Origin of the sequence: Klebsiella sp. CN_Kp097 (assembly GCF_040064495.1) — a bacterium.
GTDB classification, from domain to species: Bacteria; Pseudomonadota; Gammaproteobacteria; order Enterobacterales; family Enterobacteriaceae; genus Klebsiella; species Klebsiella aerogenes.
The window spans coordinates 306,944-323,236 of sequence record NZ_JBEAIL010000001.1 but is presented as its reverse complement, the minus strand read 5'-3'; the positions used below and the strand labels follow the sequence as shown (position 1 = coordinate 323,236).

Genomic DNA, 16,293 nt, shown 5'->3' with positions numbered 1-16,293 from the left:
ACGTTTATTTTATGGGTTACACACCAACACTTACTCTACTATCCCCGCTTTAATTCAGTTTTAAATAAAAATAAACAGCCATGAAATATCATTTACTTTTACTTGCCTGCGCGCTGACGCTAACAGGCTGCAGCGCTGAGGGCGACACCGCCAGCCAGCAACGCGCCAGCATCCAAAAGATGCGTACCAACACGCTCAGTAAACTCTATAGCCTGTACCCGGAAGCGCGTAGCGATATCCAGCATTCAAAGGGCTACGCGGTCTTCGCCAGTAACAGCAGCAAGATATTAGTCTTTGGATTCGGTAGCGGTTACGGCGTGGTGAAAAATAGCGCCACCGGCAAAGATACCTATATGAAAATGGCCCAGGGCGGCGCCGGTGTGGGTATGGGCGTGAAACAGTTGCGTACCGTACTGGTATTCCACGATAAAGACGCATTGAATACTTTCATTACTAAAGGCTATATGGTCGGCGCGGATGCCAACGCGGCAGCGAAATATGACGACAACGGCATCGCCCCGATAGGCGCGTCAGCCAACGGCGTGGCGAAAGATACCTCTTCGCTGCCGTCAAAAGTCAACGTTTATGAAATCACCGAGAAAGGTTTGGCGGCTCAGGCAATGGTCAACGGTTATAAATACTGGCCGGATGACGAGCTGAATAAAAGGTGATCCACTGCGGTCCGTACAAGTTAGCATCAATAAGCCGGGTCAGACGTTAGCCTGACCCGGCGCGAATGCCATGCCGCAAGTATCATTATTTAATGACCGAGGGCGCCGCTTACCAGTATTGAGGTAATGATTCCTGTCGCTGCGGCGATCAGCACGTAATTGCCATCGATATAAGACCAGTGATGACCCTCCGGGGGGCGCGGCAGGCCACGTTCGTTCCAGTTACTGACGCGATATTCATCACCGCGATAATGCTCCGGCGCCGGATGGCCTTTACGGAAATCGTTACCCCTCCAGGCGAAATGGTCCTGTTCATGGCGTTCCTGGTGACGATCGTCATGACATCTTCGGTCCGGGCCGCGGCTATCATTGTTGCCCTGATGGTGATCGCCAGGACCGCCCGGCTGGTGGTGTCCATTCTGGTCACCCTGCTTCGGGCCATTCTGCCATACCTGCTGTTGCCCCGGACGATGACCGTCATTTGGGCCATCGGCAAAAGCCTGAGCGCTCAGCACACAGGATAAAATAACCGCCAGAGAAATCATCTTTTTCATAGTACACCTCCTGATATATCTCTTTTTTACCCTGCAAATGTGGAGAAATAGTGATTAGCAACCTATCCAGGACTATTCCTGGCTAATTCAGGAGGAAAGCAAACAATAATTTCAGCGAGCGCCAGACGTAAAAAAGGCCGCTAACGCGACCTTTTTTGTTCTCAGCGAGTCAGTATTACTCAGAGACTTTATTCTTTAACTCTTCAGCGCCTTGCTTGGTTTTATCCCAGCCTTTCTCGCTGACTTCTTTGGTTTTATCCCAACCTTTGCTGGCGCCTTCTTTAGTGGCGTTCCAGCCTTTCTCAGTGCCTTCTTTGGTCTTATCCCAGCCCTTCTCGGCGCCTTCTTTGGTTTTATTCCAGGTTTTCTGCGTGCCTTCGCTTATCTGGCTGCCGACGCTATCGCTTTTCCCTTCAGCAGCATGTTTGGACTTGAGCTTCATCTCTTCGCCCTGATTCTGCGCCTGGTGCAGTTTTTCTTTTGCCGTGTTGGCATTTTCGTGGGCTGCGGCCACGGTATCATCGGTTGCATGTGTAGTGGTTGCCGCGAATACCGGAGAAGCGACCAGAATAGCGGATAGTGCAATCATTGCTTTTTTCATATTTTTCCTCTCTTAACGCGTGCTTTATGTTACGAGTCACATTCAGCATGGCATAAGCTTCTGCGCTTGGCATTAGGAAAAGTTCTTAAAACTGCCTGACCGCTATTCCGTCGTTTTAGTGATCGAGATAGAGATAGCTTTCCCAGCTTTTCATACGGATGAGGATCTTTCTTATCAGCGACAGGTGCTCAAAATGTTCCGAATAGACGGCGGCTTCGACATCCGCGCCCTGCGGCAGCTGATAATTTGCCAGACGATCGTCGGTCACTTTTAATACCACCAGCGCTCGGCCGCGCGCCGCCAGATCGTTGGCCGTCAGCAACGTCCCCTGACCCTGAAACTGGCTTTCGCCAATCGCCGGCAGCACTTCCGCGACCTGCGCTTTAAATACGGTTCCCGGAATAGAGGGGAACAGTAATTCAGCCTGTTCACCTTTTTGCAAACGCTGCAGCGCGTTCTGACGGAATGCGGCGACGTATTCACGTGAATTCGCATTATCCGTTGGCACAAACGTCATTACCGGCTTCAGCCCCAACGCGGTGGACATGGTCCCAGGACGCAGGCCGACGGTACTGACATAGCCGTCAGACGGCGCGCGCACCACCGTGTTATCGAGCTTAAATTGCGCCTCGCGCAGCTGCGCCAGCAGCGAAGCGACTCTAGTGTTCTCGCCGTGCACCACCGAATTGAGATCGTTACGCGCCTGTGCGACCTTTGCCCGGGCGGCGTCAACCGCCGCCTGCGAGGCTTTCCAGTTCTGGCGACGGGTATCGACCATCTGATCGGAAAAGGCCCCTTTATCATGACCTGCCTGGAAGCGGGCGTATTCACGCTGGGCCCGGTCGCGCTCGGCGACCGCTTTGCTTAAATCAGCCTGCGCGCTGGTTAACCCCGCATCCAGCGACAACGCATCCTGGCTGGCCGCTTTCACTTGTGCGGTCAGGTCGTCCACCTTCGCCTGGAACGGGGTTGGGTCGATGGTGAACAAGATGTCGCCTTCATGCAGCATCTGATTTGGTTTCACCGGCACGCTGGTGACTCGACCGCGGGTTTGCGAAACAATGGGCACCGTGCGATAAACCTGCTTCCCGACTTCGCTATAGGGGAAGTTATAATTCATACCGAGGATTAACATGCCAATCAGTATCACGCCACCTAATACCGCAGTGGGAACCGTCCATTTATTTAATGGAATACGGAATACTTTAAATATCACGATACACAAGGCGGCATAACACAGCAGTAATAACGTTTCCATTATTTCCCCTCCTGATTGACGGCGCTATTTTTCAGACGGTTTAATTCCGCCTGCATCGCATCCAGACGCTGATGTAAATCGTGCTGGTCGGTCTTTAACTGCTGCATTCCCCAGCCGCGGTCTTCTCGCCACAGCGTGGCCCAGATCCACAGCAGCGGCCACAGCACGTGCAGGGTGAACAAGCTCACCCAGCCAGCGTAATGAATCGCATCCTGGTGCGGATGATTTCTTTTTTTGGCTATTTCATAAGGAATATCGTGGATCACGATAATTCCATAAAATAAAATCAGCACCACCGCAATCAGGATGGCTAAAGCAATATAATCCAGGGTCATAAAATAACTCCAGAATGTGTGACGTATTTCACATTCACTTTATACAGGCGTCAGCAAGCCGGGCATAATCGCCCTGACAACTGACCATATTAATCAGAATTTATCCGGTATTTTTCGGTCGATAGAAATAAGTTGACCTTTTTTCACCGTGATATAACCGCCTTCTTTTAACGCCGCTAAAACCTGATATACATAGCTGCGCGAAAGATTGGTCCGTTTAATAATAAAAGCGGACAGGCTTTCACGTTTTCCACAATCGATCTCGTTACGGTACAGATAACGCGATAGCATCGATTTTATGGTCTGAAAACCGGACAGGTTGCCGCGCTCGTTGTGCGCATCAAGAGCAAAAATGCCCATGTAGGCCAGAATAGTCGTCAGCTCTTTCATATACTCCGGCGAAGAGTAAAAGAAGATACGCTCGAAATCCTCCATGCTGATTCTGGCAAAACGGCAGCGATCGAGACATTGATATAGCAGCTCTACCGCCGGGCAGTAGTGCTCAAGCAGGCCCAGCGGCATATGCTCGATCACAATCCCCAACAGGTTATCAGGGTCGTTGACTGCGAGGGTGATTTGCCCGGACAGCAGAAAGTAAATGAACCCATCCTGCGGCTGAAAACGCTCGCCGGCGGCGCACTCGACGTTTTCGCTACAGGCGATGACGTGTGGGAGATGCGCATTTAACTGCAGCTTCTGGTAGCAGGCATGAATACGACCAAAACTGCTATTCAACTTCCCCGTATCCATTGCCGTACTTTCCCGTATCACCGACGTCATCAAATATATATAAGGCAAAGCGAGGGGAAAAGTCCACAGCTGGAGTTTTGGCGTAAAGATATGTGTGGCAAGACTATTTCGCTTCTCCACGATGCAATAAATCATCATAGATCGCCGTTAAAATCCCGCCGGGGCGGAATTGCTTCTTAATCCACTGCGTCACCTGGCCGGTAGCCGCGTGCTGGGTGGCCAGCAACATGCCGGAATCCTGGCGCGGGTTGTGGATCTGGCGGATCACCAACAGATTCTCCGCAATGGCTTCATGAGCCATATAGTCGGGTAAGAAGCCGATCCCTTCGCCGAGGATCTGACACTGACATTTGGTATTGAAGTCGGGAACCAGGATCGCCTCCTGGCCATGCAGCAGCCAACCGACCTTTTTATTGATCGTACTGGCGGTGTCCTCAACCATGATATTGGGATAGAGGCGTAACTGGCTTTCTGAAATAGGTTCGGGCATAAACGCCAGCGGATGATCCGGGGCAATAGCAAACACCCAGCGGATCGCGCCGATCTCGGTATAATCGATTCCGCCGCCGTCAAGTAGCGTATCCGGCGCGCCGATAGCAATATTCGCCTGGTTATTGATGATCGAATCCCAGACGCCGTTGTATACCTCGGTGGTAACGGTTATCTGGCAGGTGGGAAACTGTTTTTTCAACACCTGCAGCAGGCGGGCGGTATGGCGCGGCGTATATAGCAGTTGATTGATGCAGATGCGCACCCTCGCTTCAATGCCCTGCGAGATAGTATCAATGCTGCGCTTTATCGCATGGAAATCATTAAGCAGATCGGTAGCCTTGCGAAACAGATAGTAGCCAGATTCCGTCAGTTCAATGCTGCGGGTGTTGCGGGTAAACAGCACCACGTCCAGCCCGGCTTCCATCCGTTTGATGGTATAGCTGATGGCTGAGGTGGTTAACCCCAGCTCATCGGCCGCCTTGCTGAAGCTGCCAAAACGCGCCGCGGTGGTGAATGCCAGCAGATTTTCTTCAGTAAAAATCGAGTTCATGCGCCCTTCCCGCCTCCGCTAAACCATACCTGAGCTGAATGTATTGGTTACCGGGGCAAGGGGCAATCATTTTTGAACAATGCTTAATACCCGTCGCGGCTTCAGGCCCGCTCTTTACTGGTCGCCTCACTGAGTTTGCGCCCGCTATATTCTGAAATAAAGCCAACGCAGTTGCCCGCCATAAATCCCAGCAATGTCACCGTCCAGTTCAAACCGGTGGCGAAAAAGAGCGTCATGCCGAGGAAGCCGCCGGGAATAAATGAGGTTAGCGTAAAGCGCCCCTGCCAGACGATGACTGCCGAAAACGGCACCGTGGTAATAACGCTTGCCCAGAACCCCGACATACCGCTGGCTGAAGCGAGAGCGCCGGCGGCCAGCGCCGCCAGCCACGCCCACACTGCCCCGGAATAGTTAACGCACAGGCTTTTGACAAAGCCGGATTGGCCACCCCCTGCCGCATAGAAACTACAGAACGCGACGAAGCCGATGGTTCCCAATAATTCCCAACCGTGCTGCAGCCCGACGTGCGAGGAAATGAGCTGCCAAACGCCTGCGCAAATACCGACGGTGATCCCCGTAGCGGTGAGTCCGTTCATCTCTTTCCCCTCTGAAAAATAGATTGATGACGTTGCTTTCTGACGGCAACTATATCGAAAGAAAACCCGATTGCGTTAAGGGGTATAAGCGTAAAGAAGTAAACATTGCTCTGCCGCACAGTCTGCATCGATTGTTGAAAGTTATTCAATAATCTACCGGATTATGGCGAATAAAATTTAAGCGGGTTCTTTTATCTATTTCTGGTTGCTATGCTCAAGCCATCGAGAAAGTCTCAGCCGCAACAACAGGAGCAAGATGATGGCCACGGAAAATATTATTGTTGACTATCTTTTGGCTGCAGAGCAGGGAAATATCACGAAATTAACAGCCTGCCTGGCAAGTGGCGTCGATATTAATGCCAGTAATCGTCAGGGGCGAACCGCCATTACCCTCGCCAGCCTGAATAAACATTATGCTTGTGTCTCGGTTCTTATTGCCGCTGGCGCGGATATTAATAAGCAGGATCAAACCTGTTTTAATCCGTTTTTAATCAGCTGTCTGAATAACGACGTCGAACTACTGCGCTTAATTTTGCCGGCAAATCCCGACCTCGAACGATTAACGCGTTTCGGTGGCGTAGGCCTGACCCCGGCCTGTGAAAAAGGCCATCTTGAGATCGTCAAAATATTGCTGACGGAAACCAATATTAACGTTAACCACACCAATTTCGTTGGCTGGACACCGCTACTGGAAGCGATTGTCTTAAACGACGGCGGTGCGACGCAGCAGGAGATCGTCAAACTGCTGCTGGACCACGGCGCCAACCCGCATATGACCGATAAGTACGGTAAATCGCCGCTGGAGCTGGCATGGGATAAGGGATTCAGTGAAATCGCCCACCTGCTGGTCGCCGCCGGAGCCTGAGGAAGGAGAATCGCCATTAACACCTCCTCATGGCGGTGTGTGCAAGCGCTAACTGCGGATGAGAGCTTTCTCTCGCAGCGCGGCGGCGGACAGGTCGAGCAGGTTTTCACTCATGCGGTGAACCTGCTCATCCCCGGCAAACCAGGGCTTCTGACGCTGCTGTGTGAAACCTCTGATAATGCGCCCAATAGCTGTAGGTTAGCACTCACCCACTTTGACAACCTGCTCCGGCCAGGGGAAAGCGTCCGGTTTACCGATTCAGGGATTTACATTGGCGATAATACATGGATAGACATCCACCGTTGTGAGCGCTGGCAAACGCCGCAGGCAGTATTAAACGCGGCAACATTTAGCCAGATAGCCTGGCGACGATGGCGCAACATTATCGTTACGCAGTTACATGAGGATGACACGTTATTTCTCTATCGCGGCGACAATCCCTTTTATCACGCGATGCGTCATGAACTCCAGCAGCGACGGGAAACCTTATTTAAAGCGCTTGGCGAAAATAAAAATATCAACGCCGCCGTGGCGAACATGATCGGATTAGGCATTGGCCTGACGCCATCGGCGGATGATTATTTGCTAGGTCTAAGCGTTATTTTATTCATAAAGGGGCACCCGGCTAATCAATACCGGGAAGCATTTATAACCGCGCTGCAGAGCGCCCGACAAAATACTACGCCGCTCAGCGCGATAACGCTGGAGGCAGCGATAAACCAACGTTATCGCGAAAGTATCGCCGTGTTGATTAATCTGCTGGTTAATCAATCGACAACCTTTTCTATTGAGGCAATTGCCGATATTAAAAATATTGGCTCAAGTTCCGGCAGCGACATGCTATTGGGCATGGCGGATGCCTGCGCGCTGAGCCAAACGTATGGAGGGAATAATGTCAGTTAAAATAGTGGTGAAGAAGAATACCTATTTTGATTCCGTCTCATTAATGTCGATTTCCACCCGCGCTAATAAGCTCGATGGCGTAGAGCAGGCATTTGTGGCGATGGCGACGGAAATGAATAAAGGGGTGCTGAATAACCTTGGGCTGCTGACCCCGGAGCTGGAAGCAGCGAAAAACGGCGACCTGATGATCGTCATCAAGGGCAAAGACGGCGCCGATTGCGAACAAATACTCAGTGAAATAGAAGCGCTGTTCAGCAAAAAGGCCGAAAGCGGCCAGCACGAAGCGCGCTACGCTACCCTCGCCAGCGCCAAAAAACATCTTCCGCAAAGTAACCTCGCGATTATTTCGGTCAACGGCCTGTTTGCCGCTCGCGAAGCGCGTCAGGCGCTGCAAAACGATCTTAACGTGATGCTGTTTTCCGATAACGTCTCTATTGACGACGAACTGGCGCTGAAACAGCTGGCCCACGAAAAGGGGTTGTTGATGATGGGGCCAGACTGCGGCACCGCCATTATTAACGGTGCGGCGCTGTGCTTCGGTAACGCGGTTCGCCGTGGCAACATCGGCATTATCGGCGCCTCCGGCACCGGTAGCCAGGAGCTGAGCGTCCGTATCCATGATTTCGGCGGTGGTATCTCGCAGCTGATTGGTACCGGAGGCCGCGATCTGAGTGAGAAAATCGGCGGCCTGATGATGCTCGACGCCATTCAGATGCTGGAAGCCGATCCGCAAACAGAAATTATCGTCCTTGTTTCAAAACCACCGGCTCCAGCGGTGGCGAAAAAAGTGCTCGAACGCGCTCGCGCCTGCCGTAAACCGGTGGTGGCGTGCTTCCTCGGCCGCGCCGAGCCCCCCGCCGATGAGCCAGGCCTGCAGTTCGCCCGCGGCACTAAAGACGCGGCGCTGAAGGCCGTCCTGCTGAGCGGTATTAAGCAGGAAAATCTCGATGTTCATCCGCTGAACCAGGCGCTGATTGCTGACGTTCGCGCGCAGCTCACGCCACAGCAAAAGTACATTCGTGGCCTGTTCTGCGGCGGTACCCTGTGCGATGAAACCATGTTCGCGGTACTGGAAAAACACGCGGATGTTTATAGCAACATTCAGCCGGATCCGGCTTATCGCCTGAGCGATATCAATCGCAGCATCAAACACACCTTCCTCGATTTCGGCGATGACGACTTCACTAACGGTAAGCCGCACCCGATGATCGACCCAACCAACCGTATCAGTCGCCTGCTGCAAGAAGCGCGCGATCCCGAAGTGGCGGTCATCGTCATGGACTTCGTGCTGGGCTTCGGAGCGCATGAAGATCCGGTGGGTTCGACGATCGCGGCGATCAAAGAGGCCAAAGCCATTGCCGCCGCCGATGGCCGCCCATTAGCGATTCTCGCTTACGTGTTAGGCACCGACATCGATACGCCGTCGCTGGAGCAACAGCGCCAGATGCTGCTTGACGCTGGCGTCATTCTGGCCAGCAGCAGTACCAATACCGGTTTGCTGGCGCGTGAATTTATCTGCAAAGGGGAGCAAGCCTGATGAGCCAGTCGCTATTTAACCAGCCGTTGAACGTGATTAACGTCGGTATCGCCATGTTCAGCGACGATTTGAAAAAGCAGCACACCGCCGTCACCCAGCTCGACTGGACGCCGCCGGGCCAGGGCAATATGCAGGTGGTCGAGGCGCTGGATCGCATCGCCGACTCGCCGCTGGCGGATAAAATCGCCGCCGCCAACCAGCAGGCGCTGGAGCGTATTATTCAGTCGCACCCGGTACTCATCGGCTTTGATCAGGCCATTAACGTCGTGCCGGGCATGACGCCAAAAACCATTCTGCATGCCGGCCCGCCGGTGGAATGGCAAAACATGTGCGGCGCCATGAAAGGCGCGGTCACCGGCGCGCTGGTCTTTGAAGGGCTGGCGAAAGATCTGGATGAAGCCGCCGAGCTTGCCGCCTCCGGTGAAATTACCTTCTCACCCTGTCACGAACACGACTGCGTGGGTTCGATGGCGGGCGTGACGTCGGCGTCGATGTTCATGCACATCGTCGAGAACAAAACCTACGGCAATATCGCTTATACCAACATGAGCGAGCAGATGGCGAAGATCCTGCGCATGGGGGCTAACGATAAGAGCGTGATCGATCGTCTGAACTGGATGCGCGACGTGCAGGGCCCCATGCTGCGCGACGCCATGAAGATCATCGGCGAAATCGATCTGCGCTTAATGCTGGCGCAGGCGCTACACATGGGCGATGAGTGCCATAACCGCAACAACGCCGGCACCACCCTGCTGATTCAGGCGCTCACGCCGGGGATTATTCAGGCCGGTTATCCGGTAGAGCAGCAGCGCGAAGTGTTCGAATTTGTCGCCAGCAGCGATTACTTCTCCGGGCCGACGTGGATGGCGATGTGCAAAGCGGCGATGGACGCGGCCCACGGTATTGAATACAGCACCGTGGTGACCACCATGGCGCGTAACGGCGTCGAGTTCGGACTGCGGGTCAGCGGCCTGCCGGGACAATGGTTTACCGGCCCGGCGCAGCAAGTGATAGGCCCGATGTTTGCCGGTTTTAAACCGGAGGACTCCGGCCTCGATATCGGCGACAGTGCGATTACCGAAACCTATGGCATCGGCGGTTTCGCCATGGCGACGGCGCCGGCTATCGTCGCGCTGGTCGGCGGAACGGTAGAAGAAGCGGTCGATTTCTCGCGCCAGATGCGTGAAATCACCCTTGGCGAAAACCCGAACGTCACCATTCCGCTGCTCGGCTTTATGGGGATCCCGACCGCGATCGACATCACCCGCGTCGGCAGCAGCGGTATTTTACCGGTGATCAACACCGCTATCGCCCACAAAGACGCCGGGATCGGCATGATCGGCGCCGGGATCGTTCATCCGCCGTTCGCCTGTTTCGAAAAAGCGATCCTCAGCTGGTGCGATCGTTACGACGTTTAGCGTTGTAGCCCGGGCGAGGCGTTTACGCCGACCCCGGGAAATCCCCGGCAGCCCTACACCTGGCCGGGCGACTACCACAACCACACAATAACAATAACCACATCACCTTCTGTAGCGGAAGCCGGATATGAAAGAACTTATCGTCGTTGCCATTGGCGGCAACAGCATTATCAAAGATAACGCCAGCCAGTCGATCGAGCATCAGGCCGAGGCGGTCAAAGCGGTGGCCAGCACGGTGCTGGAGATGCTGGCTTCGGACTATAACGTGGTGCTAACCCACGGTAACGGCCCGCAGGTTGGGCTGGATTTACGCCGCTCGGAGATAGCTCATGAACGAGAAGGTCTGCCGCTGACGCCGCTGGCTAACTGCGTCGCCGATACCCAGGGCGGCATCGGCTACCTCATTCAGCAGGCGTTGAATAACCGCCTCGCCCAGCGCGGCGAGCAAAAGGCGGTTACCGTCGTCACCCAGGTTGAAGTGGATAAAAACGATCCCGGCTTTGCCTATCCGACCAAGCCTATCGGCGCGTTCTTTAGCGAAAGCCAGCGCGATGAACTACAACAGGCGCATCCTGAGTGGCGCTTTGTGGAAGATTCGGGCCGCGGCTATCGCCGGGTGGTCGCCTCGCCGGAGCCGAAACGCATTGTCGAAGCGGAAGCTATTAAAGCGCTGACCCGGCAAGGCTTTGTGGTGATCGGCGCCGGCGGCGGCGGGATCCCGGTGGTGCGCAGCCCGCAGGGCGACTACCAGAGCGTGGATGCGGTGATCGACAAAGATCTCTCAACCGCCCTGCTGGCCCGCGAAATTGATGCTGATATTCTGGTGATCACCACCGGGGTGGAGAAAGTGTGCGTGAATTTCGGCAAGCCTAATCAGCAGGCATTGGGTCGCGTCGGTATCGACGAGATGAGCCGCTATATGCAAGAAGGACATTTCCCGGCTGGCAGCATGCTGCCAAAAATCGTCGCCAGCCTCGCGTTCCTGCAACACGGCGGCAAGCGGGTGATCATCACTACGCCGGAATGTCTACCAGCCGCGCTACGCGGCGAAACGGGAACTCATATTGTGCATGACTGACACAAAAGGAAAAAAGGATGAATAAAGACAACAGCCGTCGCGAATTTCTTACCCAAAGCGGAAAAATGGTCACCGCAGCTGCCCTGCTGGCGGCAGGCGCGCCGGCGGCGTATGCCGCAAGCAACCCGCCATCCGCGGCCACCTGCGATAATAAAGGCGCGGTCAACGTCGCCGATAAACATTACTACCTTGATAACGTGCTGCTGGAAAGCGGCTTCGAATATGAAAACGGCGTGGTGGTTCACACCCGGACCGAACGGCAAACGCTGGAAATAAAAGACGGCAAAATCGTCGCCCTGCGCAGCAATCTGAGCCACCCGGACGCCACGCTGCCGCGCTATGACGCGGGTGGTAAACTGATGCTGCCTGCCATGCGCGACATGCATATCCATCTGGACAAAACGTTTTACGGCGGCCCGTGGCGCTCGCTGAACCGCCCGGCGGGCACCACCATTCAGGATATGATCAAGCTTGAGCAGAAATTGCTGCCGGAACTCCAGCCTTATACGCAGGCGCACGCCGAGAAGCTTATCGACCTGATTCAATCCAAAGGCTCGACCATCGCCCGCAGCCACTGCAATATTGAGCCGGTGTCCGGGCTGAAGAACCTTGAGAATCTGCAGGAAGTACTGGCGCGGCGTAAGCCAGGCTTTGACTGCGAAATCGTCGCTTTTCCGCAGCACGGGCTGCTGCTGTCGAAATCGGAATCACTGGTTCGCGAAGCGATGCAGGCCGGCGCCCATTATGTCGGCGGCCTCGACCCGACTAACGTCGATGGCGCGATGGAGAAATCGCTCGATACCATGTTCCAGATTGCGCTCGATTACGACAAAGGGGTGGATATTCACCTGCATGAAACCAGCCCGGCGGGCGTGGCGGCGGTGAACTATATGGTGGAAACCGTGGAGAAGACCCCGGCGCTGAAAGGCAAGCTGACCATCAGCCACGCTTTTGCGCTGGCGACGCTCAACGAGCAGCAGGTCGATGCCATCGCGACCCGCATGGCGGCGCAGCAGATCACCATCGCCTCCACCGTGCCGATCGGTACTCTGCACATGCCGCTCAAACAACTGCGCGAAAAAGGCGTCTTCGTGATGACCGGTACCGATAGCGTGATTGACCACTGGTCGCCATACGGACTGGGCGACATGCTGGAGAAAGCCAATCTCTACGCCCAGCTGTATATCCGCCCCAATGAGCAGACCCTGTCGCGCGCGCTGGCGATCGCCACCGGCGACGTGCTGCCGCTGAATGACAAGGGCGAGCGCGTATGGCCAAAAGCGCAGGACGACGCCAGCTTTGTGCTGGTCGATGCCTCCTGCTCCGCCGAAGCCGTGGCGCGAATTTCGCCGCGCACCGCCACCTTCCATAACGGTAAGATGGTCTGGGGCAGCGTCGGCGCCTGATGCCACCGTAATGCAAAAAACCCCGGCAAGCCGGGGTTTTGTCATTTACCAGACGCGATTACTTCTGCGGACGCATGGCCGGGAACAGAATAACGTCGCGGATGGTGTGGCTGTTGGTGAACAGCATCACCATGCGGTCGATACCGATACCCAGACCGGCGGTCGGCGGCAGGCCGTATTCCAGCGCGGTGACGTAGTCTTCGTCATAGAACATCGCTTCGTCATCGCCCGCCGCTTTGGCGTTGACCTGATCCTGGAAACGCTGCGCCTGATCTTCCGCATCGTTCAGCTCGCTGAAACCGTTACCGATTTCGCGGCCGCCGATGAAGAACTCGAAGCGGTCGGTGATTTCCGGATTCACGTCGTTGCGGCGCGCCAGCGGGGAAACTTCCGCCGGGTATTCGGTGATGAAGGTCGGCTGGATCAGATGCGCTTCCGCCACTTCATCGAAGATCTCCGTGACGATACGTCCCAGACCCCAGCTTTTCTCTACCTGAATACCGATAGATTCCGCCAGCGCTTTCGCCGCGTCGAAGTTATCCAGATCCGCCATGTTGGTTTCCGGACGGTGTTTCTTGATGGCTTCGCGCATGGTCAGTTTTTCAAACGGCTTGCCGAAGTCAAACACCTGGTCGCCATACGGCACTTCGGTTTTGCCCAGCACCGTCTGCGCCAGAGTGCGGAACAGCGACTCGGTCAGTTCGATCAGATCTTTGTAATCCGCATACGCCATGTACAGTTCCATCATGGTGAATTCTGGGTTATGGCGTACGGAGATCCCTTCGTTACGGAAGTTACGGTTGATTTCGAAGACGCGTTCGAAGCCGCCAACCACCAGACGTTTCAGATACAGTTCCGGCGCGATACGCAGGTACATATCCAGATCCAGCGCGTTGTGATGGGTGATGAACGGACGGGCGGAAGCGCCGCCTGGGATCACCTGCATCATCGGGGTTTCGACTTCCATAAAGCCGCGAGCAACCATGAACTGACGCATGGTGGCGAGGATCTGCGAACGGATACGGAAAGTATGACGCGACTCTTCGTTGGCGATCAGATCCAGATAACGCTGGCGATAGCGGACTTCCTGATCCTGCAGGCCGTGGAATTTATCCGGCAGCGGGCGCAGGGCTTTGGTCAGCAGACGCAGCTCGGTGCAGTGAATGGAGAGTTCGCCGGTTTGCGTTTTGAACAGCTTGCCGCGGGCGGCGATAATGTCGCCGAGATCCCATTTTTTAAACTGTTCGTTGTAGACGCCTTCCGGCAGGTCATCCCGCGCGACGTACAGCTGAATGCGGCCGCCGACGTCCTGAAGGGTGACGAAAGAGGCTTTACCCATGATGCGGCGGGTCATCATACGACCAGCAACAGAGACTTCAACGTTCAGGGAAGCGAGTTCATCGTTATCCTTCGCATCGAATTCAGCGTGCAATTGGTCAGAGGTATGATCGCGACGGAAATCGTTCGGAAAAGCGACGCCCTGCTCACGCAGCGCAGCCAATTTTTCGCGACGAGTTTTCAGTTCATTATTAAGGTCAATTGCCTCATCGGCACCTTGTGCTTGTTGTTCAGACATGTTGGTTCCTCATAACCCTGCTTTCAAACTAGCTTCGATAAATTGAACCAGGTCACCATTCAGCGCGGCCTGTCTCTGGTAACACACCAGAGAACAATCTTAACGACTCTGGATTCACTACAAGCTGATCTCACTCAGCTATGGCTTCACTAACGGTATTTTTTATCGTTGGCTTCCGCGCCTGCCAGAATATCCACCTCCTGATCACTTGGCTGTTGAGTTAATGTCCCCGGTCGCGCTGCGCTGGCCGGTGCTGCAAATCGCGGCAAAGGCGACAATGACAATTACCGCCACGCAGCCGATAGTCCACTCGCCCATCTGCGAGAAGAAATGCTGATAGGCGGCAATCGCCGTGTCGCTGATTTGCGATTCGGTGGTTTGCTGCGCCACCCCCCCGGCCAGCCAGTTGGCGACCGCGCCGGTGGCCAACATATAAATGCCGGTTAATACGCCGGTGACGCCGGGCATGTTCAGACGGGTTATCTGCGCCATCGCCACCGGGTCAATAAACAGTTCGGCAAAGCCCATCATTGCCAGCCCGGCGACCATCATGCCCATCGAGGCCTGACCGTCAGCCGCGCCGTGGCGGGCATTCAGCGCCAGCAGCATAAATCCACCGCCCATCAGCAGCAGGCCGAAAGCAAATTTCAGCCATACTTTTAACACCGAGCGGGTACGCCCTTCCGGGCGGATAAGCCACGCCAGGATCACGCCAGCCGCCATCACCGCTACCGCGTTAACCGACTGGAACAGCGCGGTCGGTACTTCAATATTGAACAGCCGGCGATCAACAAAGTGGTCGATAAACAGACTAATCGAGCTGCCGCCTTGCTGCGCCAGTACCCAGAACAGCGTTCCGGTCAACATCAGCAGAACGATTTGCCACAGCGCGCGGCGATGCTGCGGCGATTTGATCATGATCCGCGCCACCATCTGCGCGGCGAACAGGCAGACAATCGCCAGCAGATAACCGGACCAGTTGTTTTCTAACAGCAAGGTGAAGAACACCGGCGCCAGGCACAGCATCACCACCAGCCAGCCCCAGGTCGGCAGCACGAATTTCACCGCGCGCAGCGCCTGTTTATCGACGCCGCGGGTGTCGCGGAAGTAGCGGCTGCCGCTTAAGAAAATCATCAGGCCGATGAACATGCCGATCCCCGCCAGCGCAAAGCCGATATGCCAGCCGTACCACTGCGCCGCCAGCCCGCAGGCAATGGGCGCGGCTATCGAACCGACGTTACCGGCGGCATACAGCAGCGAGAAACCGCCATCGCGACGATGGTCGTCAGCGGCGTACAGTTCGCCGAGCAGGCAGCTGATATTGGATTTGAACAGGCCATAGCCGCAGATAATGATCGCCAGCGCCAGATAGAGGCTCCAGGTGGAATCAGATTCGACGCCCAGCACCACGTGGCCGAGGGTCATCAACAACGCCCCGGCAATCACCGCCGTGCGGTTGCCGAGCAGGCGGTCGGCAAGCCAGCCGCCGAGAATGGGGGTTACGTAAACTAAAGATGCGTAGGCGCTGAACAGACTGATGGCGTGGCTATCGTCAAAGCCAAGTTGGTGGGTGAGATAAAGGATGAGTAAGGCGCGCATGCCGTAAAAGCTGAAGTACTCCCAGATCTGGATCGCTACGATGTAGTAAATCGCGCGCGGCTGTGAGGGTGTTTTCATAGGTTCTCCTTGCAGCGTGAAAAAAG

At 55.1% G+C, this 16,293-nt stretch carries 16 protein-coding genes; 7 read left to right on the top strand and 9 right to left on the bottom strand.

What is annotated here, in order from left to right; genetic code table 11:
- The first annotated feature begins 80 nt into the window (after window positions 1-80).
- Complete coding sequence (locus ABLV07_RS01550; protein ID WP_015704661.1) at window positions 81-671, top strand: YSC84-related protein; 591 nt, start codon at window positions 81-83, stop codon at window positions 669-671.
- 89 nt (window positions 672-760) lie between these two features.
- Here ABLV07_RS01550 and ABLV07_RS01545 read toward each other — a convergent pair whose 3' ends face one another.
- The 7 genes from ABLV07_RS01545 to ABLV07_RS01515 form a co-directional block, all read right to left on the bottom strand.
- Window positions 761-1,225, bottom strand: a complete 465-nt coding sequence (locus tag ABLV07_RS01545) for an RcnB family protein (protein WP_348853237.1) — start codon at window positions 1,223-1,225, stop codon at window positions 761-763.
- Between the two features lie 175 nt (window positions 1,226-1,400).
- Complete coding sequence (locus ABLV07_RS01540; RefSeq protein WP_015367842.1) at window positions 1,401-1,826, bottom strand: hypothetical protein; 426 nt, start codon at window positions 1,824-1,826, stop codon at window positions 1,401-1,403.
- Window positions 1,827-1,941: 115 nt separating this feature from the next.
- Window positions 1,942-3,084, bottom strand: a complete 1,143-nt coding sequence (locus ABLV07_RS01535; RefSeq protein WP_032714019.1) for an HlyD family secretion protein — start codon at window positions 3,082-3,084, stop codon at window positions 1,942-1,944.
- Window positions 3,084-3,419: a DUF3302 domain-containing protein gene (locus ABLV07_RS01530; protein ID WP_020079414.1), complete on the bottom strand. Its 336-nt coding sequence runs from the start codon at window positions 3,417-3,419 to the stop codon at window positions 3,084-3,086. The genes ABLV07_RS01535 and ABLV07_RS01530 overlap by 1 nt, the downstream gene beginning before the upstream one ends.
- Before the next feature lie 93 nt (window positions 3,420-3,512).
- Entirely contained in the window at window positions 3,513-4,169 is a 657-nt protein-coding gene (locus ABLV07_RS01525) for a helix-turn-helix domain-containing protein (RefSeq protein WP_213198848.1), read from the bottom strand.
- 103 nt (window positions 4,170-4,272) lie between these two features.
- On the bottom strand, window positions 4,273-5,211 hold the full coding sequence (locus ABLV07_RS01520; RefSeq protein WP_047054940.1) for a LysR substrate-binding domain-containing protein: 939 nt from the start codon (window positions 5,209-5,211) through the stop codon (window positions 4,273-4,275).
- Between the two features lie 101 nt (window positions 5,212-5,312).
- Complete coding sequence (locus ABLV07_RS01515) at window positions 5,313-5,807, bottom strand: DUF1097 domain-containing protein (protein ID WP_032712790.1); 495 nt, start codon at window positions 5,805-5,807, stop codon at window positions 5,313-5,315.
- Between the two features lie 259 nt (window positions 5,808-6,066).
- On the opposite strand from ABLV07_RS01515, the gene ABLV07_RS01510 reads away from it, so the two are divergent.
- The 6 genes from ABLV07_RS01510 to ABLV07_RS01485 all read left to right on the top strand — a co-directional run bounded on the left by ABLV07_RS01510 (window position 6,067) and on the right by ABLV07_RS01485 (window position 13,014).
- On the top strand, window positions 6,067-6,672 hold the full coding sequence (locus ABLV07_RS01510) for an ankyrin repeat domain-containing protein (protein ID WP_032712789.1): 606 nt from the start codon (window positions 6,067-6,069) through the stop codon (window positions 6,670-6,672).
- A 39-nt stretch (window positions 6,673-6,711) separates the two neighbouring features.
- Window positions 6,712-7,575 (top strand): DUF2877 domain-containing protein, encoded by an 864-nt coding sequence (locus tag ABLV07_RS01505; RefSeq protein ID WP_032712788.1) that lies wholly within the window; start codon window positions 6,712-6,714, stop codon window positions 7,573-7,575.
- Window positions 7,565-9,112 (top strand): acyl-CoA synthetase FdrA, encoded by a 1,548-nt coding sequence (gene fdrA / locus ABLV07_RS01500; RefSeq protein ID WP_015367852.1) that lies wholly within the window; start codon window positions 7,565-7,567, stop codon window positions 9,110-9,112. Before ABLV07_RS01505 ends, fdrA begins: the two co-directional genes overlap by 11 nt.
- Window positions 9,112-10,530 (top strand): DUF1116 domain-containing protein, encoded by a 1,419-nt coding sequence (locus tag ABLV07_RS01495; protein ID WP_015367853.1) that lies wholly within the window; start codon window positions 9,112-9,114, stop codon window positions 10,528-10,530. The genes fdrA and ABLV07_RS01495 overlap by 1 nt, the downstream gene beginning before the upstream one ends.
- Window positions 10,531-10,657: 127 nt before the next feature.
- The gene (locus tag ABLV07_RS01490; protein ID WP_020079420.1) at window positions 10,658-11,608 is read left to right on the top strand and encodes a carbamate kinase family protein; all 951 of its coding nucleotides are present in this window, start codon (window positions 10,658-10,660) and stop codon (window positions 11,606-11,608) included.
- Window positions 11,609-11,625: 17 nt separating this feature from the next.
- Complete coding sequence (locus tag ABLV07_RS01485) at window positions 11,626-13,014, top strand: amidohydrolase family protein (RefSeq protein WP_032712786.1); 1,389 nt, start codon at window positions 11,626-11,628, stop codon at window positions 13,012-13,014.
- A 58-nt stretch (window positions 13,015-13,072) separates the two neighbouring features.
- Here ABLV07_RS01485 and lysS read toward each other — a convergent pair whose 3' ends face one another.
- A complete protein-coding gene (gene lysS, locus ABLV07_RS01480) occupies window positions 13,073-14,590 on the bottom strand; it encodes a lysine--tRNA ligase (RefSeq protein WP_015704650.1) in 1,518 nt (505 codons plus the stop codon).
- A gap of 204 nt (window positions 14,591-14,794) precedes the next feature.
- Window positions 14,795-16,267 (bottom strand): oligopeptide:H+ symporter, encoded by a 1,473-nt coding sequence (locus ABLV07_RS01475; protein ID WP_348853238.1) that lies wholly within the window; start codon window positions 16,265-16,267, stop codon window positions 14,795-14,797.
- Window positions 16,268-16,293 lie beyond the last annotated feature (26 nt).

Bases quoted from the DNA above. Each gene is read 5' to 3' on its own strand.
- ABLV07_RS01550 (WP_015704661.1), top strand. From the start codon at position 81: ATGAAATATCATTTACTTTTACTTGCCTGCGCGCTGACGCTAACAGGC.
- ABLV07_RS01545 (WP_348853237.1), bottom strand. From the start codon at position 1,225: ATGAAAAAGATGATTTCTCTGGCGGTTATTTTATCCTGTGTGCTGAGC.
- ABLV07_RS01540 (WP_015367842.1), bottom strand. From the start codon at position 1,826: ATGAAAAAAGCAATGATTGCACTATCCGCTATTCTGGTCGCTTCTCCG.
- ABLV07_RS01535 (WP_032714019.1), bottom strand. From the start codon at position 3,084: ATGGAAACGTTATTACTGCTGTGTTATGCCGCCTTGTGTATCGTGATA.
- ABLV07_RS01530 (WP_020079414.1), bottom strand. From the start codon at position 3,419: ATGACCCTGGATTATATTGCTTTAGCCATCCTGATTGCGGTGGTGCTG.
- ABLV07_RS01525 (WP_213198848.1), bottom strand. From the start codon at position 4,169: ATGGATACGGGGAAGTTGAATAGCAGTTTTGGTCGTATTCATGCCTGC.
- ABLV07_RS01520 (WP_047054940.1), bottom strand. From the start codon at position 5,211: ATGAACTCGATTTTTACTGAAGAAAATCTGCTGGCATTCACCACCGCG.
- ABLV07_RS01515 (WP_032712790.1), bottom strand. From the start codon at position 5,807: ATGAACGGACTCACCGCTACGGGGATCACCGTCGGTATTTGCGCAGGC.
- ABLV07_RS01510 (WP_032712789.1), top strand. From the start codon at position 6,067: ATGGCCACGGAAAATATTATTGTTGACTATCTTTTGGCTGCAGAGCAG.
- fdrA (WP_015367852.1), top strand. From the start codon at position 7,565: ATGTCAGTTAAAATAGTGGTGAAGAAGAATACCTATTTTGATTCCGTC.
- ABLV07_RS01495 (WP_015367853.1), top strand. From the start codon at position 9,112: ATGAGCCAGTCGCTATTTAACCAGCCGTTGAACGTGATTAACGTCGGT.
- ABLV07_RS01490 (WP_020079420.1), top strand. From the start codon at position 10,658: ATGAAAGAACTTATCGTCGTTGCCATTGGCGGCAACAGCATTATCAAA.
- ABLV07_RS01485 (WP_032712786.1), top strand. From the start codon at position 11,626: ATGAATAAAGACAACAGCCGTCGCGAATTTCTTACCCAAAGCGGAAAA.
- lysS (WP_015704650.1), bottom strand. From the start codon at position 14,590: ATGTCTGAACAACAAGCACAAGGTGCCGATGAGGCAATTGACCTTAAT.
- ABLV07_RS01475 (WP_348853238.1), bottom strand. From the start codon at position 16,267: ATGAAAACACCCTCACAGCCGCGCGCGATTTACTACATCGTAGCGATC.